This is a genomic window from Winogradskyella pelagia (genome assembly GCF_017581965.1).
Classification (GTDB): domain Bacteria; phylum Bacteroidota; class Bacteroidia; order Flavobacteriales; family Flavobacteriaceae; genus Winogradskyella; species Winogradskyella pelagia.
In genome coordinates this window covers 338,989-360,183 of record NZ_JAGEVF010000002.1, presented here as the reverse complement: position 1 = coordinate 360,183, position 21,195 = coordinate 338,989, and the positions used below count along the sequence as shown (strand labels likewise).

20 protein-coding genes are annotated in these 21,195 nt (G+C 36.3%); 10 read left to right on the top strand and 10 right to left on the bottom strand.

The window, feature by feature from the left end; translation table 11 throughout:
- Window positions 1–2: 2 nt before the first annotated feature.
- Both topA and J4050_RS04015 read right to left on the bottom strand, forming a co-directional pair.
- Entirely contained in the window at window positions 3–2,501 is a 2,499-nt protein-coding gene (gene topA, locus J4050_RS04020; RefSeq protein ID WP_208152663.1) for a type I DNA topoisomerase, read from the bottom strand.
- A gap of 160 nt (window positions 2,502–2,661) precedes the next feature.
- On the bottom strand, window positions 2,662–3,459 hold the full coding sequence (locus J4050_RS04015) for a hypothetical protein (protein ID WP_208152662.1): 798 nt from the start codon (window positions 3,457–3,459) through the stop codon (window positions 2,662–2,664).
- Between the two features lie 144 nt (window positions 3,460–3,603).
- Between J4050_RS04015 and miaB the strand changes: the two genes are divergently transcribed.
- The 7 genes from miaB to groL all read left to right on the top strand — a co-directional run bounded on the left by miaB (window position 3,604) and on the right by groL (window position 10,263).
- A complete protein-coding gene (miaB, locus tag J4050_RS04010; RefSeq protein ID WP_208152661.1) occupies window positions 3,604–5,052 on the top strand; it encodes a tRNA (N6-isopentenyl adenosine(37)-C2)-methylthiotransferase MiaB in 1,449 nt (482 codons plus the stop codon).
- Window positions 5,053–5,054: 2 nt separating this feature from the next.
- Complete coding sequence (locus tag J4050_RS04005) at window positions 5,055–6,323, top strand: sigma-54 interaction domain-containing protein (protein ID WP_208152660.1); 1,269 nt, start codon at window positions 5,055–5,057, stop codon at window positions 6,321–6,323.
- A gap of 74 nt (window positions 6,324–6,397) precedes the next feature.
- The gene (locus J4050_RS04000) at window positions 6,398–6,901 is read left to right on the top strand and encodes an LptE family protein (RefSeq protein WP_208152659.1); all 504 of its coding nucleotides are present in this window, start codon (window positions 6,398–6,400) and stop codon (window positions 6,899–6,901) included.
- 3 nt (window positions 6,902–6,904) lie between these two features.
- Window positions 6,905–7,846 carry a tetratricopeptide repeat protein gene (locus J4050_RS03995; RefSeq protein ID WP_208152658.1) on the top strand — a complete coding sequence of 314 codons (942 nt, stop codon included), beginning with the start codon at window positions 6,905–6,907 and terminating at the stop codon, window positions 7,844–7,846.
- Between the two features lies 1 nt (window position 7,847).
- Entirely contained in the window at window positions 7,848–8,192 is a 345-nt protein-coding gene (gene secG, locus J4050_RS03990; protein ID WP_208152657.1) for a preprotein translocase subunit SecG, read from the top strand.
- A gap of 139 nt (window positions 8,193–8,331) precedes the next feature.
- The gene (locus J4050_RS03985; protein WP_208152656.1) at window positions 8,332–8,607 is read left to right on the top strand and encodes a co-chaperone GroES; all 276 of its coding nucleotides are present in this window, start codon (window positions 8,332–8,334) and stop codon (window positions 8,605–8,607) included.
- A 21-nt stretch (window positions 8,608–8,628) separates the two neighbouring features.
- Window positions 8,629–10,263: a chaperonin GroEL gene (gene groL, locus J4050_RS03980; protein WP_208152655.1), complete on the top strand. Its 1,635-nt coding sequence runs from the start codon at window positions 8,629–8,631 to the stop codon at window positions 10,261–10,263.
- Window positions 10,264–10,333: 70 nt separating this feature from the next.
- Here groL and J4050_RS03975 read toward each other — a convergent pair whose 3' ends face one another.
- From J4050_RS03975 to xrtF, 6 genes are all read right to left on the bottom strand, one after another.
- Window positions 10,334–10,684, bottom strand: coding sequence for a heavy-metal-associated domain-containing protein (locus J4050_RS03975; RefSeq protein WP_208152758.1), 351 nt, complete (start codon window positions 10,682–10,684; stop codon window positions 10,334–10,336).
- Between the two features lie 30 nt (window positions 10,685–10,714).
- Window positions 10,715–12,949: a TonB-dependent receptor gene (locus tag J4050_RS03970; RefSeq protein ID WP_208152654.1), complete on the bottom strand. Its 2,235-nt coding sequence runs from the start codon at window positions 12,947–12,949 to the stop codon at window positions 10,715–10,717.
- A 3-nt stretch (window positions 12,950–12,952) separates the two neighbouring features.
- Entirely contained in the window at window positions 12,953–13,681 is a 729-nt protein-coding gene (locus tag J4050_RS03965) for a heavy-metal-associated domain-containing protein (protein ID WP_208152653.1), read from the bottom strand.
- A 72-nt stretch (window positions 13,682–13,753) separates the two neighbouring features.
- Window positions 13,754–14,167, bottom strand: coding sequence for an HYC_CC_PP family protein (locus J4050_RS03960; RefSeq protein WP_438874711.1), 414 nt, complete (start codon window positions 14,165–14,167; stop codon window positions 13,754–13,756).
- A 50-nt stretch (window positions 14,168–14,217) separates the two neighbouring features.
- Window positions 14,218–14,646: an exosortase F system-associated membrane protein gene (locus J4050_RS03955; protein WP_208152651.1), complete on the bottom strand. Its 429-nt coding sequence runs from the start codon at window positions 14,644–14,646 to the stop codon at window positions 14,218–14,220.
- On the bottom strand, window positions 14,639–15,187 hold the full coding sequence (gene xrtF / locus J4050_RS03950) for an exosortase family protein XrtF (RefSeq protein ID WP_208152650.1): 549 nt from the start codon (window positions 15,185–15,187) through the stop codon (window positions 14,639–14,641). The genes J4050_RS03955 and xrtF overlap by 8 nt, the downstream gene beginning before the upstream one ends.
- A gap of 89 nt (window positions 15,188–15,276) precedes the next feature.
- Here xrtF and J4050_RS03945 point away from each other — a divergent pair, with 89 nt between their 5' ends.
- Window positions 15,277–15,753, top strand: coding sequence for an XrtF-associated fRMsr-like GAF protein (locus J4050_RS03945; RefSeq protein ID WP_208152649.1), 477 nt, complete (start codon window positions 15,277–15,279; stop codon window positions 15,751–15,753).
- On the opposite strand, the gene J4050_RS03940 is transcribed toward J4050_RS03945, so the two are convergent.
- Window positions 15,754–17,007 (bottom strand): ABC transporter permease, encoded by a 1,254-nt coding sequence (locus J4050_RS03940; protein WP_208152648.1) that lies wholly within the window; start codon window positions 17,005–17,007, stop codon window positions 15,754–15,756. It lies immediately after the preceding gene.
- Window positions 17,008–17,082: 75 nt separating this feature from the next.
- The gene (locus J4050_RS03935) at window positions 17,083–18,333 is read right to left on the bottom strand and encodes an ABC transporter permease (RefSeq protein ID WP_208152647.1); all 1,251 of its coding nucleotides are present in this window, start codon (window positions 18,331–18,333) and stop codon (window positions 17,083–17,085) included.
- 144 nt (window positions 18,334–18,477) lie between these two features.
- Between J4050_RS03935 and purH the strand changes: the two genes are divergently transcribed.
- Together purH and J4050_RS03925 are read left to right on the top strand one after the other, a co-directional pair.
- Window positions 18,478–20,007 (top strand): bifunctional phosphoribosylaminoimidazolecarboxamide formyltransferase/IMP cyclohydrolase, encoded by a 1,530-nt coding sequence (gene purH, locus J4050_RS03930; RefSeq protein ID WP_208152646.1) that lies wholly within the window; start codon window positions 18,478–18,480, stop codon window positions 20,005–20,007.
- A 151-nt stretch (window positions 20,008–20,158) separates the two neighbouring features.
- A complete protein-coding gene (locus tag J4050_RS03925) occupies window positions 20,159–21,187 on the top strand; it encodes a rod shape-determining protein (RefSeq protein WP_208152645.1) in 1,029 nt (342 codons plus the stop codon).
- Window positions 21,188–21,195 lie beyond the last annotated feature (8 nt).

Below are 21,195 nucleotides of genomic sequence, written 5' to 3'. Positions count from 1 at the left end.
TATTATTTCTTTTTAGTTGCTGCTTTTTTTCTTGTTGTCTTCTTTTTGGGAGCATTTTTCTCTAATATAGCTTTGGCATCATCTAGCGACATCTCACTGACATCTACTGTCTTTGCCAATTCTACCTTTTGCTTTCCTTTGATAACATTATGCCTTCCCCATCTTGCTTTTTCTACACGAATCCCTTCTTCTTCCCAGACATGGATTAACTTATCTTTTTCTTTCTGGATTTTCTCTTCAATCAAAGTTACAATGTCATCCTCAGATAAATTGTCCCAATCGTATTTTTTATTCACATTTATAAACATATTATTCCATTTTATAAATGGACCAAAGCGTCCTTTACCTTTAACGACATCTAATCCTTGATATTTATAAATTGGCGCATCTGCTTTCTCCTTTTCTTTAATGAATTCAATAGCTTGGTCTAACTCAACGGACAAAGGATCTACACCTTTGGGTAGCGAAACAAACTTTTTACCATAGCGTACGTAGGGACCAAAGCGTCCTATATTTACCTCAACCTCATCTTCATTATAGTGGCCCAAGGCTTTTGGAAGTTGAAAAAGATCCATCGCCTCATCATAAGTAATTGTGCTTAATTGCTGATCTGGAGCTAGGCTAGCAAATGTAGGCTTCTCATCGTCATCTACAGTTCCTATTTGTACCATTGGTCCAAATTTACCTAAGCGGACACTTACTTGGCGGCCAGTTTTAGGGTCCTTACCCAATATACGTTCACCAGACTCACGTTCTGCATTTTCTTGGACGTCCTCAACTTGAGGATGAAAACCTTTGTAGAAATCTTTCATCATGGCGGTCCAATCTTCTTTGCCTTCGGCAATATCATCGAAACTCTCTTCAACCTTTGCCGTAAAATTATAATCTAAGATGCTTTCAAAGTGATTTACTAAAAAGTCCGTCACAATCATCCCTATGTCTGTTGGTACTAATTTCCCTTTATCAGAACCAACACGTTCGGAGAGTAATTTTTCTTCAATCTTGTTCGCCTTCAATGTTAATTGAGCATAGTTACGCTCAACACCATCTACACTTCCTTTCTCTACATAATTTCTATTCTGTATGGTAGAAATAGTTGGTGCATAAGTCGATGGCCTTCCAATACCAAGTTCCTCTAACTTTTTAACTAACGATGCCTCAGTATATCGCGCAGGTGGCCTTGTAAATCGTTCGGTAGCAGAAATATATTTTCTGTCTAATTCATCAGAAACTGAGAGTTCTGGCAAGAGACCTGATTGTTCTGTATCCTCATCATCCGTACCTTCTAGATAGACTTTTAAAAAGCCATCAAAAGTTATGATTTCCCCATTAGCTATAAACAGTTCTTTGACTGGTTTTTGGGAGTTTATCTTTATTTTTACGTTAGTACGCTCTAATTTAGCATTACTCATCTGGGAAGCAATAGCACGTTTCCAAATTAAATCATATAACCTAGCTTGATCTCTATCTGCATTTACTGTTGGATTCGCAAAATTAGTAGGCCTAATTGCCTCGTGAGCTTCTTGTGCTCCTTTTGATTTACCTCTATAATTTCTTGGTTCACTGTAATTCTGGCCATAAGAAGATATTATAGCTTCGGCCGCTCCCTTTTTCGCTTCATTAGATAGGTTTACACTATCTGTTCTCATGTAAGTAATAAAACCTGCCTCATATAAACGTTGAGCATTACTCATTGTCCTGCTCACTGAGAAGCCCAATTTCCTAGCGGCTTCCTGTTGTAAAGTCGATGTTGTAAACGGTGGTGCTGGCGATTTTTTTACAGGCTTTTTTTCTAGGCTATCAACCTGATAGCTAGCATTTAGATTTTTATTTAAAAAGGATTCTGCTTCTTGTTTTGAACTAAAGTTCTTAGGTAATTTGGCCTTGAATGAATTTCCCGTTTCGGTTTTAAATTCAGCATCAATCCTGTAGGAAGCCTCAGGTGTAAAACCTTGTATATCGCGCTCTCGTTCTACAATAAGTCTAACTGAAACGGATTGCACTCTTCCAGCAGACAATCCACCTTTTACCTTGCGCCATAACACAGGTGATAATTCATAACCAACTATACGATCTAAAACACGTCTCGCTTGTTGCGCATCTACAAGGTTATAGTCAATAGTTCGAGGGTTTTCGATGGCCTTAGTAATAGCGCTTTTGGTAATTTCATGAAAAACAATACGCTTAATTTTATTTTTATCTAAGCCTAGAGTCTCAGCCAAGTGCCAAGCAATAGCTTCTCCCTCACGATCTTCATCACTTGCCAACCAAACAATTTCTGCTTTTTTGGCTAAATCCTTTAATTTTTTAACAACGTCGCGCTTGTCTTTTGAGACTTGATATTTGGGCTTAAAATCCTTGTCTACATCAACACCAAGCTCCTTAGATGGTAAGTCTGCGATATGACCAAAGCTAGATTCTACTCTGTAATCTTTACCTAAAAATTTCTCTATAGTTTTTGCCTTTGCAGGCGACTCAACAATCACTAAATTCTTCGACATTCTTATTTTTTTTGAGGTTACAAATGTATGCGAAAATTAAGATACAATCCTAATTTGCAAAAATCAGCTAGGTTCATTTAGGTGAATTTTGATTAAAAAATAAACTGAAAAAGCCTTGTAAAAACAAGGCCTATTCACTACATATAATTACCTTTTTCAATTACATAGATGAGTGTTCCTCTATACGTGGTGTCATATCTTCGTCCTCAAAACCAACCACATCCTTATATATAAGATAAGGACCAAGATAACTAAAAGACTGAGTAACATAAATTCCTATAAAACATAGCACAAACCCTACAATACCAGCTAAAAGACCACAAATAAAAAGTAGACCCAAAGTCAATAGCCACTTCTTGTTCCCTAAGTCAAAACTTAGTCTAAGTATTTCTGATATAGACTTATCTGGATTAAATGCATAAACAACATAAACATAACTTAGAGGGACAATGGCATAAATAAGTGGTAAAAAACAAAGCAATGCAGCCAAAAGCGCTATACCCATCGATGCCAAAGCTAGCTTGAGGGATTTAGCCAAATACTTCTTTTTTAAAAAATAGAAATAATCCTCTTTCCCCATCTCATCGAAATCTTTCATTTTACAAATACGGTAGAAGGCAGCTCGCAGTGCCATGGTTATGGTACTGACAGCGGCAACAGCAAAAATGTAAACTACAAACATGATAAGCATAACAATAGGGCTTAACTCAGGCTCATTATAGTTATCATAACCATACTCGTCTATTGAGTTTACGCTGTAGGCATCTAGTACACCCATAAATATTAATGGTATATAAATAACCATCATAACGGGAATAACCAAGACCATATTTAGAATTACAGTTATAAGTCCCTGAACCCATATTTTCTTAAATAGCTCTATTGCCTGGTTAAAGATGGAACTGAAATCTAGGGGCTTTGCATTTTGAATGCGCTGTTGAATCTCTGAAACTGTCATTTGATTTTATATTGGTTGATACATCAAAAAACGACTTTTTTTCGCAGAAAATCAAATCCTTTTAACGCTGCCACTTTGTCACAATACACAAAATAATACTATCTTTGCATGCTTATTGACATTCAGATGTTTTGACTTAAGAAGATGGAAAAGATTATAGACGAAAATAAACAAGGTGAGGCACTTATTCTCAATCAAAAACAAGAGAATAGCAAAAAACTCTTCATTGAAAGTTATGGCTGCCAAATGAATTTTAGCGATAGTGAAATTGTAGCTTCAATTCTTTCTGGACAAGGCTATAATACCACCCAAAATCTGGAGGAAGCGGACCTAGTTTTGGTCAACACCTGCTCCATTAGAGACAAAGCCGAACAAACCGTAAGAAAACGTCTAAAGAAATATAATGCGGTTAAAGAGCAGAACAATCCAACAATGAAAGTTGGTGTTTTGGGCTGTATGGCAGAGCGGTTAAAAACCAAATTTCTAGAGGAAGAAAAAATTGTAGACTTAGTCGTTGGACCAGATGCCTATAAAGATTTACCAAATCTCTTGGCCGAAGTTGAGGAAGGACGAGATGCTATCAACGTTATTCTATCCAAGGAAGAAACCTACGGAGATATATCACCTGTGAGGCTAAACTCCAATGGTGTTACTGCATTTGTCTCCATCACTAGAGGATGTGACAATATGTGTACGTTCTGCGTAGTCCCTTTTACTAGAGGTCGTGAACGCAGTAGAGACCCACAGAGCATTATAGAAGAAATTAATGATTTGTGGACTCAAGGCTTCAAGGAGGTTACCCTTTTAGGTCAAAACGTGGATAGCTATCTTTGGTATGGTGGAGGTCTTAAAAAAGACTTTGAAAAAGCATCTGATTTACAGAAAGCAACAGCAGTGAACTTCGCTAAACTGCTTGAACTTTGCGCCAAGGCACAACCTAAAATGCGTTTTAGATTTTCAACATCTAATCCACAAGATTTGACATTAGATGTTATTGAAACCATGGCTAAATTCAACAATATCTGCAATTACATTCACCTGCCTGTTCAGAGCGGTAGCGATCGCATTCTTAAGGCCATGAATCGCTTACATACGCGTGAAGAATACTTTGAATTAATTGACAATATTAAACGTCTTATACCAGATTGTGGTATTTCTCAAGATATGATTGCGGGCTTTCCAACGGAAACTGAACAGGACCATCAAGACACGCTAAGTTTAATGGAATATGTGAAGTACGACTTTGGTTTTATGTTTGCTTATTCTGAGCGCCCTGGAACATTAGCCGCCAGAAAAATGGAAGATGACATACCAGAGGCGGTTAAGAAAAGACGTTTAACAGAAATCATAGAATTACAACAAAAACACAGCCTTTACAGAACCCAGCAACATCTTGGTAAGGTAGAAGAAGTATTGATAGAAAAGGCGTCTAAGCGATCTGACCAACATTGGTCTGGACGCAATAGCCAAAATACCGTAGTAGTGTTCCCTAAAGAACATTACAAAGTAGGCGACTTTGTCAATGTTAAGGTTTTGGATTGCACCAGTGCGACACTAATTGGAGAGGCTGTGGGCTATTCAGAAAATAATTAATAATGGAATCCGTTCAAGCCATAAAACAACGTTTTGGGATTATCGGCAACGATGCCAAACTTAACCGAGCTATTGAAAAAGCCATGCAAGTGGCACCAACTGATATATCTGTGTTAGTTACGGGTGAAAGTGGTGTTGGTAAGGAGAGTATCCCTAAAATTATTCATCAACTCTCACATCGCAAGCATGGTAAATACATTGCTGTTAATTGTGGTGCTATACCTGAAGGCACTATAGATAGTGAATTGTTTGGCCACGAAAAAGGTGCTTTTACCGGCGCCACACAAACACGCTCCGGTTATTTCGAAGTAGCTGATGGGGGGACCATTTTTCTTGATGAGGTAGGAGAATTACCCTTAACGACACAGGTGCGTTTATTGAGAGTTCTAGAAAATGGTGAGTTTATTAAGGTTGGTTCAAGTAAGGTGCAAAAAACTAATGTTCGTATAGTTGCAGCTACCAACGTTAACATGTTTGAAGCCATCAAAAAAGAAAAATTTAGAGAAGACCTTTTTTACAGATTAAGTACTGTGGACATACATTTACCTGCTTTACGAGAACGCAGGGATGATATCCATTTATTATTTAGGAAATTTGCTAGTGATTTCGCTATTAAATATAAAATGCCCACTGTAAAACTGACAGATGAGGCGATAGGGTTATTACTGAAGTACAGATGGAATGGAAATATTCGGCAATTGAGAAATGTAGCAGAACAAATTTCTATCTTAGAACAAAACCGCAGTATTAATGGGGCTACTCTGCAGAAATACTTACCCGACGCTGGAAATAATCTACCTGCCGTCATAAATAGTACCAAATCAGAGAGTGACTTCAGTAATGAAAGAGAGATTTTGTACAAGGTTTTGTTTGACATGAAAAGCGACCTCAATGATTTGAAAAAGCTCACGATGGAATTAATGAAATCTGGCGATGCGAGTGACGTACAGAAAGAAAACGAACAACTCATACAAAAGATTTACGGTGATTCTGATTCTGACGCTTTTGAAGAATCAGAATCAAGCAGTGTAGAAGTACTATCCATTCCAGAGCACACTGAAGCTTCAGATGAATTGATTGTTGATACAGAAGATAAATATCACTTTGCCGAAGAAATTGAAGAAGAAGAAACTTTATCTTTACAAGACAAAGAATTAGAACTTATTAAAAAATCTTTAGAGCGCCATAAAGGAAAACGAAAACTTGCTGCAGCAGAATTGGGTATTAGCGAACGAACGCTGTATAGAAAAATCAAACAGTACGACCTTTAGGAAAAGTTTATGGGCTTAGAGCAAATTTTTATAACTTTTCATTCGTTACTACCGCATAACCTTTAATCGTAACTATGAAATTTATCAAATACATCTTCTTGTTTTCTGCAGCTTTGACGCTTTTAAGCTGCGGTATTTACAAATTTAATCAAGGTGATACTGGAGATGCCGAATCATTCCAAGTGAATTTTTTTCAAAATAATGCACCTTTAGTTGAACCAGGATTAGATATTCGTTTTACCAATGCTTTGCAGGATTTAATGGTTAACCAAACAAACTTAGATTTGGTTACAGATGGTGGCGATTTAATTTTTGAAGGTGAAATTGTTGAATATAGAATTGCACCAATGACAGCAACCACAGGTGATAGAGCAGCTCAGAACAGACTTACCATTGGCATAAACGTCCGTTACTTTAACACATTAGATGAAGAGAAAGATTTTGAACAGCGCTTTTCGTTCTTTTTCGATTTTCCTGCTAATGACCAACTTACCGGAAGCACCAAAGAAGCAGCCTTTGAGGAAATATTTGAACGAATTACACAAGATATTTTTAATACGTCATTAGCAAATTGGTAAAACATGAAGCAGCAAGATCTCACATACCTGTTACAGCATCCTGAAGCTGTTACACCAAGCCAAACAGAGTCTCTTGCTCAAAACATTAAATCCTATCCTTATTTTCAGGCCCTCCACGCGCTCTACCTTAAAGGTTTGAAACAAAAGGAAAGTTATAAGTACAATAACGCTTTAAAAATAACGGCAGCCCATACCACAGATCGCAGTATTTTGTTTGATTACATCACCTCAGCTTCTTTTAACCAAAATGAGATTTCAGAACAAATCAAACAAAACTCACAGAACATTAAAGCGATTGAAGTTAATGGCATTGATGATATTTCAGTACATAAAAGTGTTGAGATAGATGACGCTTTAAAGGCCCATATTAAAGCCACAGAAGGTGTTTTAGATCCAAAACTTTTTGAGATTAAGCCCGTAATTTCAAATGACATCATCGAAAAAGAAGGTATTTCAAACGAAAGCTCTTTTCTTAAAGTTGATGCAGACAATATTACTCCTGAAGAAAAACTAGAAATTGGCAAACCCTTAGATTTTGACAAAACGGAAAGTCACTCATTTATGGAATGGCTTAAAATAACAAGTTTTAAACCGATAGAACGCAAAGAGCAAGACGCCAATCAAGCGGATATCCCTGATAAAAAAGAGGACGAAGTTGCGCCATTAACGAGTAAACTCAATATCATTGACAAATTCATTACTGAAAATCCAAAAATAAAACCTATCACAGGATTAACTCCTAAACCAAAACTTGTTGATAATAGAAAAGATGAATCAGATAGCTTAATGACAGAGACCCTAGCTAGAATTTATCTAGAACAAAAGAACTATGATAAAGCGATTCAAGCATACAAGATTTTAAGTTTGAAATATCCAGAAAAAAGTAGTTTCTTTGCACACCAAATTAAAGCGGTAGAAGAGCTTAGAGAACAAAACAAATCATAATATGAGTGCATTTACAATATTTTTAATACTAATAGTAATAGTAGCCTTTCTTTTGGTTGTTGTTATAATGGTACAGAACCCAAAAGGTGGTGGTTTATCGTCTTCATTTGGTGGTGGTGGAAACCAGCAAATAGGCGGTGTTAAACAAACAGGAGACTTCTTAGATAAAAGTACATGGTTTTTGGCAACAGCTCTTATAGTTTTAATATTAGCATCTAACCTTACTATTGGAGCAGGAGCTGGTAATGAGTCCAAAGCACTGGATACAGAAGAAACTACCGAGATGCCTGCATTACCTGCCACAGAAAGCGGCAGTACTTCATCAGAAGAACAACAAGCAGAATAAAAACTAAATTAGGTACATAACGCCAGCTCAAGTAGCTGGCTTTTTTTTTACTGCAAGTTTGTCAGTATAAATCGCTTGGCACAATTTTAGAATATGCGTGAGTGATAAATTAAATTAATAACAAAAAATATTAAACACAATGGGCTTAAACATTAAACCTTTAGCAGACAGAGTTCTTGTAGAACCTATGGAAGCTGAGACTACTACAGCTGCTGGAATTATTATTCCAGATAATGCCAAAGAAAAACCACAAAGAGGAACTGTTGTTGCCATAGGTAATGGTAAAAAAGACGAACCTTTAACGGTAAAAGTTGGTGACACCGTACTATACGGAAAGTATGGAGGTACTGAGCTTAAACTTGATGGTAAGGATTATTTAATGATGCGCGAAAGTGACATCTTAGCAATTGTTTAATTAAAAAAATTAAAATTAAAAATGGCAAAGGATATAAAATTTGATATTGAAGCACGCGATGGATTAAAGCGCGGTGTTGATGCATTGGCTAATGCAGTAAAAGTTACTTTAGGGCCTAAAGGAAGAAACGTTATTATTGGAAAATCATTTGGCGGACCGCAAGTCACTAAGGATGGTGTAACTGTGGCCAAGGAAATAGAGCTTGAAGATGAGCTTGAAAATATGGGCGCGCAAATGGTAAAAGAGGTTGCTTCTAAAACCAATGATCTAGCGGGTGATGGAACTACTACGGCTACTGTTTTAGCTCAGGCTATTGTAAAAGAAGGTTTAAAAAATGTTGCAGCTGGAGCAAATCCGATGGACTTAAAACGCGGTATAGACAAGGCGGTTGAATCCATCACAACAGATTTAGAAAAGCAAGCAAAAAAAGTAGGTAACTCTTCAGAGAAAATTAAGCAAGTTGCTTCTATCTCTGCCAACAACGACAGTACCATTGGTGAGCTTATCGCTGAAGCCTTTGGTAAAGTTGGTAAAGAAGGTGTAATTACGGTAGAAGAAGCAAAAGGAACTGATACCTATGTAGATGTTGTAGAAGGTATGCAGTTTGACAGAGGTTATCTTTCTCCATACTTTGTAACAGATGCCGATAAGATGATTGCCGATTTAGAAAATCCGTACATACTTTTATTCGATAAGAAGATTTCTAACCTACAAGAAATCCTTCCAATTTTGGAACCAGTAGCACAATCTGGTCGTCCTTTATTAATTATCGCAGAAGATGTTGAAGGACAGGCCTTAGCCACTTTGGTTGTAAACAAATTACGTGGTGGACTAAAAATTGCTGCTGTTAAAGCTCCAGGATTTGGAGACAGACGTAAAGCTATGCTAGAGGATATTGCTATTCTTACTGGTGGTGTTGTCATTTCTGAAGAAAGAGGTTTCTCACTTGAGAATGCAGATTTATCCATGCTTGGTACTGCTGAAACCGTCACTATTGATAAAGACAACACAACAATTGTGAATGGTTCTGGTAATGCCTCTGATATCAAAGCACGTGTTAACCAAATCAAAGCACAGATTGAGACTACCACATCAGACTATGACAGAGAAAAACTACAAGAGCGTTTAGCCAAATTAGCTGGTGGTGTTGCCGTGCTTTATGTGGGCGCAGCTTCTGAAGTAGAAATGAAAGAAAAGAAAGACCGTGTTGATGACGCTTTACATGCTACACGTGCAGCTGTAGAAGAAGGTATTGTTGCAGGCGGTGGTGTTGCTTTAGTGCGAGCTAAAAAGACATTAGAGAAAATAACTACAGAAAATTTAGACGAAACTACTGGTGTTCAAATTGTAAACAAAGCCATTGAATCACCTTTAAGGACTATTGTTGAAAATGCAGGCGGAGAAGGTTCTGTTGTAATTAACAAAGTGCTCGAAGGCAAAAAAGACTTTGGCTACGATGCCAAATCTGAAGCATACGTGGATATGCTTAAAGCTGGTATTATCGACCCTAAAAAAGTAACGCGTATCGCTTTAGAAAACGCTGCTTCTGTAGCTGGTATGATTTTAACTACAGAGTGTGCATTGGTAGACATTAAAGAAGACGCACCTGCAATGCCTCCAATGGGAGGTGGCGGCGGAATGCCAGGTATGATGTAAAAACAACATCATCAATTTAATTGAAAAAGCCTTTGAGTAAATCAAAGGCTTTTTCAATTAAAGCTCTATGCTAATTGTGGTTTTTGACAACCTCTTCGTCTCTGTATTTACAACAGGGACTTACAGCATTATAAGCCTTGTCTGTAGCTTTGAAGAGCTTAGTATCATGGCCTACTGCCGCAATCTGTTTAGAAATTGTTTCAACATTAGTTTTACGCTCATCAAAAATTAGCTTAAGCTCATGTGTATCTCCATTCCAAATGGCAGATTTCACACCTTTAGTTCTTATGGCTGCTTTTTCAATGCGTTCCTTACACATCCCGCAAACACCATCTACTTCCATACTAGCTTTGGCATTTTTATTTTGGGCAAATGCCATTGTACTTAAACTCAAAAGGAAAATTACTACTATATTTTTCATCATGTTTTATTTAATTTTTATATTCTAATCTTAGTTTATTCTAAATCGCAATCCGGCGTAATACATACTTCCAAAAATTGGTCCGTATACAAAATTACTATCAAAATTTGAACCAAATGGATTATCTGGACTTATTATAGGGTTTGGCTGTCTCACATCGGTAACGTTCTCACCTCCAGCATACACTTCAAACTTTGGTGAAAATACTTTGGTAATCTGCAGGTTTAAGGTACCAATTGTTGGTGAAAATTCCCCTAATTGAAATTCAGGAGGACTTAAATCCGTATTGGGAAAGCGTTGCCGTCCCAGCCAATTATACGTCGCATCAAATTTCCACTGAGCGCCAATGGAGGTTATTTCTGTCTCGTAAGCCGCATTGGCAAAAATACGATGTTTTGGCACCAAAGGATTATCAAGTCTGCCCCTGATATAATCGGTTTGTATATCGTAATACTTATAGGCCAATCTCACATCAAAATTCTCAAAAGCATTATAGTTAAATTCAAACTGAAAACTATTAGCAAAACTCTCACCTTCCAGATTATAAAATGTAATTTCAAAAGGGTTTTCCCAATCGGTAACTACTTGATTTTGAAATTCCGTTCTGTAAAAATCTAGGGTAATATCCGCTTTTCTATCAAATAAATTAAAGCCTTGCAGGTAACTTACACCATAGTTCCAGGCAATCTCTGGGTCTAGCCCATAGATTTTACCTCCTGCATCGATAATATTAATCTGCCTAGAACTAGAAAACATATTCTGGGTTTCGGCAAAAATATTGGCACTTTTTATACCTCTTCCTACAGATGCCCTGAGCGCAGATTTTTCCCAAGGTGTATATCTTACATGCAATCGCGGTGTAATGAAAAAACCGAATCTATTATGTTGGTCGGCTCTTATACCTGCTGTTAACGTAAGTTTATCCAAATCATCGTACGAATACTCAAAGAAACCACCGAAAGAATTCTCGGTCCTTTCAAAAGTAAAGGTATTTACCAACTCATTATAATTATCGTAAGTAACGCTTAATCCGGTTTTTATTTTATGCCTAGAATCAGTAATGATACTATTGTACACTAGGTTAGAGTAAAAACTCGTATGTTGTATATCATATATATTCAATCCGAAATACGATTCTTGATTATGATAGCTAAACGCCGTTTGAAATCCAATACTTTGATAGGGTATCTGAGGATTTACGTAACCTAATTTAGTTGTGATCTCATAACGCTCAGTATCAATTTCACTTCCCCAAAAATTGGTAGTTCCTCTGTCACGCTCTGGTTCAAAACCGACTTGCCCTGCTTGAGTATTGTCATTAAGATATCGCAAATTTATAAAGCTAACTATTCCTCTTTCTGCATTTGTGTACTGCCATCTATTCATAATATTGATTTGTTCCTTCAAGGGAACATCCAAAAAGGAATCGTCATTTCGATCAAACTTTTGATTTCTAAGGTTGCCATGCACATATAAACCACTACTCCATTTTTCCGATACCTGCTTATTAATATGAGTATTCAACTCAAATCGGCCGTTCATACCAGCATAGGCATTAACAAAAAGTTTAGCATCTGTCATTGGCTTCACTAGTTCTGCATTGATTTGACCTGCAATGCTTTCAAATCCATTAACAACGCTACCAGCGCCTTTGGTGATTTGGATACTTTCTACCCAAGTCCCAGGAATAAAACTTAAGCCATAAGCTTGAGAAGCCCCACGTATTGCGGGAACATTCTCTGTGGTGATTAAAATATAAGGTGAATTAAGACCTAACATTTTTATTTGCTTTGTCCCAGTAACAGCATCAGCAAAATTTACATCGATTGATGGATTGGTCTCGAAGCTTTCGGAAAGGTTACAACAAGCCGCTTTGAGCAATTCATCACTACTCACAGTAAACGTATTTGTAGCTTTTAAATACGATTTCATTGTGGATTGCTTTCGGCTCGTAATGGTTACGGTTTCTAACTCATCAGATGGTTGTAAAACATGTTTTATATACTTGTTCTCGGTAACCACCAACGTGTCTGTTTTATAACCAACATAGCTTATTACCAACCGATTATAAGAAAATTTATAAGGCAACTCAAATGTACCATCTCCCGCGGTAATTGTTCCTACAGATGACCCCGACCAATATACATTAGCACCTGGTAACGGCAACTCTTTAGAACTGCTAGATTCTAAAACCACACCTTTCAACTGCTCTTGAGCCGAAAGCTGAGACACAACTAACACTATAAAAATTATTATTTGTCTCATTTTCTAAAAGGTTTTAAACAACATGACTACAGCCATTATTATCATGATTGAATTTTCGATGAAGGTAGCTTTGGTCATAGGTAAATTTAATGCAGTACCTAAACAAGCACACCTTATTGACTTCTTATCCACTAAAGACCTAGTGACCCCAACTGTTGTAATGCCAAGAATTATTAAGGTTAAAATTAAGGCTATATCAATTTTATAACGGAATAGGAATAAGAGTCCTAATGCTATTTCTATAAAGGGGTATACCCAGCCATAAATTGGCAGTTGTTTGGCCAGAGGGTCGTACATTCTAAAACTTTCTGGAAAACCTTTTAAATCGAGTAGTTTAAAAAAACTGAAAACGATATAAAATAACCCCATAAAATCCAGCATAAAATCCGTGGTATTCCACATTTTCATGTTTAATAATGAGGCGGAAACAGTTATGTACCCAAAAATTAGTACTAAAGGAAAAAGCTGTTTGAGCTCATTTTGATCTTGTGGCTTAACTGTACTATTCTGTTCAAAAACATTAGATTCTTGTACTTTTGAAATATTGTATTTATCTGTTAAAACTTCTTGTAGCTGCTGCAGATTTAGATGCTTGGACATAGAAATCTCAACCTCTTCCTTCTCTAGATTTACCGCTACATTTTCTACAGCATCTAAAGTGCTTAGAGACGATTCTACTGAAGCTTTGCAACCATTACAGGTCATTCCTGTAACTTTATATATATGTGTCATTTGTGTTTTAATTTGATTATAACTAAAGTATGGTTAGGCTCAACATGTAAGCCTAATAGGACAACTTTAAAATCAAATTATATATGTTTCGTTAAAAAGGTATATTTCCTTAACTAGGTTTGGCGGCTCGTAGTGCCTTAAAACACTTAGGTTTGAGTCCTCATTAAGAATTAAATTATAGTAGGTAATTATAAAACCTACAGCAAAGTCTTGCCCATCTACATCCAAATCCTGAAAAGAAGGTACGTGAAGGTTAGTAACACCTTCTATGATATCAACTTCATCCTTACAACAAGATTTCTTCAATGTATCCAAAGTAGGCATTTCGGAAATGCCGTCGCCACATCTGTGCAATTTGGTAAAAACTGCGACATCGATAAGTTGGCCACCGCAAAAGTGCTTTTCTACTGTCAAGGACATAGTAGAAAAGAGAACTAAGACAGCTAGCACTAATGATGCACTTTTATGTAAAAAAGAAAATTTCACGCTGTAAAGGTAATAAATAGTATATACTTCGAGTAGAAATTACAAAAGCCTTAACGGTTTAGTTTGTAGTAATAAAACGCCGGTAGAAAGAGCATTAAAAATACAGGCTGAATTAAAAAACGTCTCACATTAAAAAATAGATAATAATCTTCTTGCCTTGGGTTAATTACAAAATACAGAAAAGGCATAAGCAAAAGAATGAATGCTGCCATGTATAATAAACTTGCTAGTTTTAAAATGCTCTTATCCTTAAGTAACAAGTAAATAATGCCTAATGAAGCTATTGTATTTAATAAAAACCGTAGACTTGTAAACATCACAAGTTTTGCTACTTCTCTTCGTGGGCTATCGATATAAAGGTAATCCTTTTTAAAAAAAGTCAGATATGGATCGTAGAATAAGACATCTTCAAAAGCTCGAATAGCAACAAGCACTAGAAACAGAACTACAACCAAACTATATTTCAAAATATTAGGCATGGTCACTAGATTTAGAAAAACGATTTACCCAAATCATCCAGAGTAAAAATACCGTCCCATAGATGAGTAGTGGAAAAATTACTGTATGCAGCATTTCTCGTCTCCAAGGATAATGATACAATCCTATTGATAACACTACTATTCTAACGAGATTAAATGCATAGATTATTATACTGCCTGCAAGTGCATATAGAAGCGTTGTTTTTAACCGCCCTGAAAAGGCTACAATAAAAGACAGAAATAAGATAATAATACTCACGGCATTACAACCTTCAACAATTGTTGCTACAAATTTTCCATTCAAGATAATTTTCATTGAAAGCTCATTTGGATGTGGCACAACCTCAGAGGAATACCCCACACTATCTAGTAAGATTTGAGTTTGCTTCGCGACCAAGTTGGTAAGATAGTCTGGGTAATACATAGAGCCATCAGATAAAGTCAAATACTGATTATATGCCAAAGTAAGAAAAGAGTAAACTGCCACGAAGGTGATAATGAACTTAAATACAAGCTTATATTTAATAAGAGTTGACTTCAAATAGAGGAGCTTTGTTAGTTTGTTGTTAAATTTATGAAATCCATATTTTTAAACTATCCAAATTAAATACTTTTACTGAAAATATCGCCATGAGCCTACAAGAATTAAAACTAGAAATCAGGTCTATCGTAGCACAAGACAATAAAAGTGTTGATAAACGACTACTACTTATCTGTGAGTTATTAGAAAAACATATCCCATACTATAATTGGGTAGGGTTTTATTTTAAAAATGGCGACAGGGATGAGTTAAAATTAGGACCTTATGTTGGGGCGCCAACGGACCACACCATAATCCCTTTTGGTAAAGGAATTTGCGGACAGGTAGCCGTTAGCAACCAAAACTTTGTAGTCCCAGATGTAAAATCCCAAGATAATTATATTGCCTGCAGTATAACTGTTAAAGCTGAAATAGTAGTTCCTATTTTTATTGATGGTGAAAACATTGGGCAAATAGATATAGATTCTAATACAATTAACCCTTTTACAGAAGAGGACGAGCGCTTTTTAGAATACGTTTGTAAAAAAGTAGGCAAAATAATACCTGTAGATACCTACATCTACTAATTACATGCCTGTACGTATAGCCTCTACGGGATCTAATCTTGAGGCAGAAATAGCCGGCACAACTCCAGAAATAAGACCGATAAAAGAGGAAATGAAGAACCCAATAAGCATATTTTTAAACGACAGTACAAAGTCAAAATCTTCTGCTGCCTGAGAGGCGATTAAAGTACCAAACCAAACCATAATTAAGCCTACTATGCCACCCACAACGGCAAGTATTACCGCCTCGAATAAAAACTGAAACAAAATAAATTTATTTTTTGCTCCAAGTGATTTTTGGATACCTATTATATTGGTACGTTCCTTTACACTCACAAACATGATATTGGCGATACCAAAACCTCCAACTAACAAGGAAAAAATACTGATGACCCAACCAATGGCATTCATACTACCAATAATACCATCTATAAAATCCTGAAGACCTTCTACTACACTAATAAAGAAAGAGTTAACCTCATCAGGTCGTAGACCGCGTTTATTTCTCAATAATTGAACAAGTTCTGCTTCAACGTCATCAGAGTTAACACTAGATTCTGGTTTAATAATTACCACTGGTACCATTGAAGATACGTTCTCTCCATAACGTGTTCTTACAAAATTAGATGGCAAAAAAATTGAAATATCATTACTATCCCCAAACAAACCAGACCCTTCTTTTTTAACAACTCCAATAACCGTAAATTTTTGCCCGTATAAACGGACTTTTCTTCCAATGGGTTCTAATTCTCCAAAAAGTGCATCCGCAATTTCAGACCCTATAACCACGACAGGTCTTCCTGCATTGGATTCCATTTCATTATAAAAGCGACCTTTTTTAAACTCCAAGCGTTGAATGTCGGAGAATTCACTAGACACTGCAACGGTATTTACACTTTGTATCAATTCTGACTCGTACCTAATACTCTCCCTGGGTACAAATAGTTGATAGGCCATTTCTTCTACCTGAGGGAGCGACTCTTTCAAATATTTGTATTCCGTGTAGGATATTTTATCAAATGTTCTCCATTTCCACCTTGGTACATCTGTAGGTCCAAAACTAAAACTAGAGAGATACATGGTGTTGCTGTCTAAAGCACTTAATTGATCTTTAATGTTTTTATCCAAAGAATCTACAGCTGCTAAAACAGCAATTATGGAAAAAATACCTATAGTAACTCCAAGCAAAGACAAAAACGTTCTTAGCTTGTTATTTGCAAGCGCACTAAAGGCAAACGAAAAACTTTCTTTAAATAACCGGATGTATACTAGCATAGCCTAAATAAATCTCGATAAAGATAAATTGTTTAAAAAAGAAATCTGTTACAGAAAACTTAAATAAGAAAGCAATTACATTCCTGTTCTAATAGCTTCTACTGGATCTAAACGCGAGGCGGATAGGGCAGGTATTACACCAGACACCAAACCAATAAGGCTAGAGATACCTACTCCAATAATAATGTTAGTAAAAGACAGTACAAACTTGAAGTCGTCCATAGCAAATGAACTTGCTACAGTAATAAGCCACACCAAGGCTAACCCAACAAGACCACCAAGCAAAGCGAGAATAATGGCTTCGAATAAAAATTGAAAAAGAATGAATTTATTTTTAGCGCCTAGTGATTTTTGAATACCGATAATATTAGTTCGCTCCTTCACGCTAACAAACATAATATTTGCTATTCCGAAACCTCCAACAAGTAGAGAAAATCCGCTTAGCATCCATCCAATTACGTTCATACTGGTGATAATGCTATCTATTAAATTAACAAAGCCCGAAAGTTTTGATAAAAAGAAATCATTGATATCACCTGCTTTTACGCCACGGTGTATTCTAAACTTTTGGGTTAAGATACCTTCAAAAGCATCAATATCAACGTTAGCTTTAGGTTTTATCACTATAGCCGTTGGATATCCAGTTTTTCCGGTATTCCTTATACCACGAACAAAGTTTACAGGGAGGTAAACCGTGTCATCCGGAGAATCACCTATGGCATCGCCATACTTTTCCAATACACCAATCACTCTTAGTTTTCTACCGAATATCCTTATCTCCTTGCCTAATGGCTCTGCATTACCAAACAAATTTTCTGCCAAACGATAGCCAATAACCACCACAGGGGCACCTTTCTCAGATTCTAATTCTGTATAAAACCGTCCTTGCCCTAATTTTAATCTTTCTATATTATAAATACCATGTGTAACAGCAGCAATGTTAACACTTCCAAGTGTCTCTGCTTGGTACCTTACGGTTTCTCTTAAACCAAAAATACTATAAGCGGAGGCCTCAATATCAGACATATTCTTTCTTACAAAATTATAGTCATCGTAAGAAATAGGATCAAAATTATCGCGTTTCCACTTTGGCACATCTGTTGGTCCAAAAGAGATGTTCATTATGTAAATGGTATTAGTATCAATACCCTCCAAATTTTCCCTAATACTTCTATCAAGAGAATCAACCGCTGCTAAAACCGCAATAATTGAAAAAATACCAACCGTAACGCCCAATAACGAAAGGAAAGTCCTGAGCCTATTATTATTTAACGCAGTAATAGCGAAAGAAAAGCTCTCTCTAATTAATCTTAGGTAGACTAGCATTACAAGATACCTTATTTAGGATTTAAAGGTTAGACGTTTTCAACAATCCATTGTTACAAAAATCTTAAACAAACTGTTTCAAATCACACGTTTTTCAGTCCTAATATATGTATTTTTGCCGCATTAAAATGACAACCTATTATTATGAGCAACAAAACCATTTCCTCGGCACTGATTTCTGTATTCAGCAAAGATGGATTAGAACCAATAGTTAAAAAACTAAACGATTTAAATGTTACTATCTATTCTACTGGTGGTACCGAAAAGTTTATAAAGGATTTGGGTATTGATGTTGTTCCTGTTGAAGATGTAACCTCCTACCCATCAATTCTTGGGGGACGCGTAAAGACGCTACACCCAAAAGTTTTTGGAGGTATATTAAATCGTCAGGAAAACCCAAATGATAGGTCTGAATTGGCTGAGTTTGAAATACCTCAAATAGATTTGGTTATTGTTGACTTATATCCCTTTGAAAAAACTGTTGCTTCTGGTGCAAGCCATCAAGATATTATTGAGAAAATTGATATTGGAGGTATTTCATTAATTAGAGCTGCCGCCAAAAACTATGCTGATGTTGTTTGTGTGTCCTCAGTAAACGACTATGCGGAGTTCTTAGAACTACTTAATACAAAAAATGGTGAAACTTCTGAAGGTGATAGAAAGCAATATGCCGCCAAATCCTTCAATGTGTCGTCAAATTATGATACTGCCATTTTTAACTATTTTAATGCTAACCATGATATTGCCGTTTTAAAAATTAGTGAAACAGAAGGCAAGGTATTACGCTATGGTGAAAACCCACATCAGAAAGGTTTTTTCTTTGGTGATTTTGAGGCTATGTTTACTAAACTTCATGGTAAGGAATTAAGCTATAACAATCTTCTAGATGTTGATGCTGCTGTAAATTTAATTTTAGAATTCAAGAACGAGTCGCCAACCTTTGCTATTTTAAAGCATAATAATGCTTGTGGTTTTGCACAACGTAATACGGTACATAAAGCTTATGTAGATGCTTTGGCAGGTGATCCAGTTTCAGCATTCGGTGGTATTTTAATTAGTAATACTGAAATAGATAAAGCTACTGCCGAAGAAATTCATAAGCTGTTTTGTGAAGTTGTGATTGCACCATCTTTTAGTAATGAGGCCCTTGAAATATTGAAAGGAAAGAAAAATAGAATTATCCTGATTCTCAATGATATTGAGCTTCCAAAAACAACTGTAAGAACATGTTTAAACGGTGCCTTGGTGCAAGAACGGGATTCTAAAACAGACACACCTGAAGATTTAAATTCGGTCACAAAAAATACACCTAGTTTATCAGAACTTGAAGATTTGATTTTTGCCTCTAAGATTTGTAAGCATACCAAATCAAATACTATTGTCCTAGCTAAGAATAAGCAATTATGTGCTAGTGGAACCGGACAAACAAGTCGTGTTGACGCGCTTAACCAAGCCATTCACAAAGCTAAATCTTTCAATTTTGATTTAAATGGTGCGGTAATGGCAAGTGATGCCTTTTTCCCATTTCCGGATTGTGTGGAGATTGCCGATAATGCAGGTATAACGGCTGTTATCCAACCAGGTGGCTCCATTAAAGACCAACTTAGTATAGATTATTGCAATAAAAATAACATGGCCATGGTGTTTACAGGAACCAGACATTTCAAGCATTAGCCAAATCCTAATGCCGTATTGGTCCTTGTGCCTGTTTAATAAAATATAATCCAATAAACGTCTATAATAGAAGATTTATCGTATAATTGATTACATTTACATTACGTCTGCAAAGACACATAAAAGTAACCCCAATAATTTATAATAGCACATGGGATTTTTTGATTTCTTAACCGAAGAAATAGCCATAGATTTAGGTACGGCGAATACCCTGATAATTCATAATGATAAAGTTGTAGTAGACAACCCATCTATTGTAGCAAGAGATAGAATAAGCGGTAAAATAATCGCTGTTGGAAAAGAAGCCAACATGATGCAGGGTAAAACCCATGAAAACATAAAAACAATTAGGCCATTAAAAGACGGTGTAATAGCAGATTTTGATGCTTCTGAACAGATGATTAGCCTGTTCATTAAAAATATTCCCGCTTTAAGAAAAAAGTTCTTTAATCCCGCACTCCGCATGGTAGTTTGTATTCCTTCAGGGATTACAGAGGTAGAAATGCGAGCGGTTAAAGAGTCTTGTGAACGTGTAAATGGAAAAGAAGTATATTTAATTCACGAGCCAATGGCGGCAGCTATTGGTATTGGAGTAGACATTATGCAACCCAAAGGCAATATGATTGTAGATATTGGTGGTGGAACGACTGAAATTGCAGTTATCGCCCTTGGCGGTATAGTCTGTGACAAATCAGTTAAAGTAGCTGGCGATGTCTTTACAAACGATATCATATACTACATGAGAACCCAACACAATTTATATGTTGGTGACCGTACAGCAGAAAAAATTAAAATACAAATTGGTGCTGCCACTGAGGACCTTGAGTTGCCTCCTGAAGACATGAGTGTACAGGGACGTGACCTACTTACAGGTAAACCTAAGCAAGTTCAAATATCTTACAGAGAAATAGCAAAAGCACTTGACAAATCTATTCTTAGGATTGAAGACTCTGTTATGGAAACCTTATCTCAAACCCCACCAGAATTAGCAGCTGACATATACAATACAGGAATTTATCTCGCTGGAGGAGGGTCAATGCTAAGGGGCTTGGACAAACGCCTATCACAAAAGACAGACCTCCCTGTATATATTGCAGAAGATCCACTTAGAGCGGTTGTAAGAGGTACGGGAATTGTGCTTAAAAATTTACCTAAATACAAAAGCGTATTGATTAAATAATTCTAATT

Coding starts and splice junctions, on each gene's coding strand:
- J4050_RS03965 (WP_208152653.1), bottom strand. CDS start 13,681: ATGACACATATATATAAAGTTACAGGAATGACCTGTAATGGTTGCAAA.
- J4050_RS03955 (WP_208152651.1), bottom strand. CDS start 14,646: ATGCCTAATATTTTGAAATATAGTTTGGTTGTAGTTCTGTTTCTAGTG.
- J4050_RS03995 (WP_208152658.1), top strand. CDS start 6,905: ATGAAGCAGCAAGATCTCACATACCTGTTACAGCATCCTGAAGCTGTT.
- J4050_RS04005 (WP_208152660.1), top strand. CDS start 5,055: ATGGAATCCGTTCAAGCCATAAAACAACGTTTTGGGATTATCGGCAAC.
- purH (WP_208152646.1), top strand. CDS start 18,478: ATGAGCAACAAAACCATTTCCTCGGCACTGATTTCTGTATTCAGCAAA.
- topA (WP_208152663.1), bottom strand. CDS start 2,501: ATGTCGAAGAATTTAGTGATTGTTGAGTCGCCTGCAAAGGCAAAAACT.
- groL (WP_208152655.1), top strand. CDS start 8,629: ATGGCAAAGGATATAAAATTTGATATTGAAGCACGCGATGGATTAAAG.
- J4050_RS03985 (WP_208152656.1), top strand. CDS start 8,332: ATGGGCTTAAACATTAAACCTTTAGCAGACAGAGTTCTTGTAGAACCT.
- J4050_RS03945 (WP_208152649.1), top strand. CDS start 15,277: ATGAGCCTACAAGAATTAAAACTAGAAATCAGGTCTATCGTAGCACAA.
- secG (WP_208152657.1), top strand. CDS start 7,848: ATGAGTGCATTTACAATATTTTTAATACTAATAGTAATAGTAGCCTTT.
- J4050_RS03975 (WP_208152758.1), bottom strand. CDS start 10,684: ATGAAAAATATAGTAGTAATTTTCCTTTTGAGTTTAAGTACAATGGCA.
- J4050_RS03925 (WP_208152645.1), top strand. CDS start 20,159: ATGGGATTTTTTGATTTCTTAACCGAAGAAATAGCCATAGATTTAGGT.
- J4050_RS03970 (WP_208152654.1), bottom strand. CDS start 12,949: ATGAGACAAATAATAATTTTTATAGTGTTAGTTGTGTCTCAGCTTTCG.
- miaB (WP_208152661.1), top strand. CDS start 3,604: ATGGAAAAGATTATAGACGAAAATAAACAAGGTGAGGCACTTATTCTC.
- J4050_RS04000 (WP_208152659.1), top strand. CDS start 6,398: ATGAAATTTATCAAATACATCTTCTTGTTTTCTGCAGCTTTGACGCTT.
- J4050_RS03940 (WP_208152648.1), bottom strand. CDS start 17,007: ATGCTAGTATACATCCGGTTATTTAAAGAAAGTTTTTCGTTTGCCTTT.
- J4050_RS04015 (WP_208152662.1), bottom strand. CDS start 3,459: ATGACAGTTTCAGAGATTCAACAGCGCATTCAAAATGCAAAGCCCCTA.
- J4050_RS03935 (WP_208152647.1), bottom strand. CDS start 18,333: ATGCTAGTCTACCTAAGATTAATTAGAGAGAGCTTTTCTTTCGCTATT.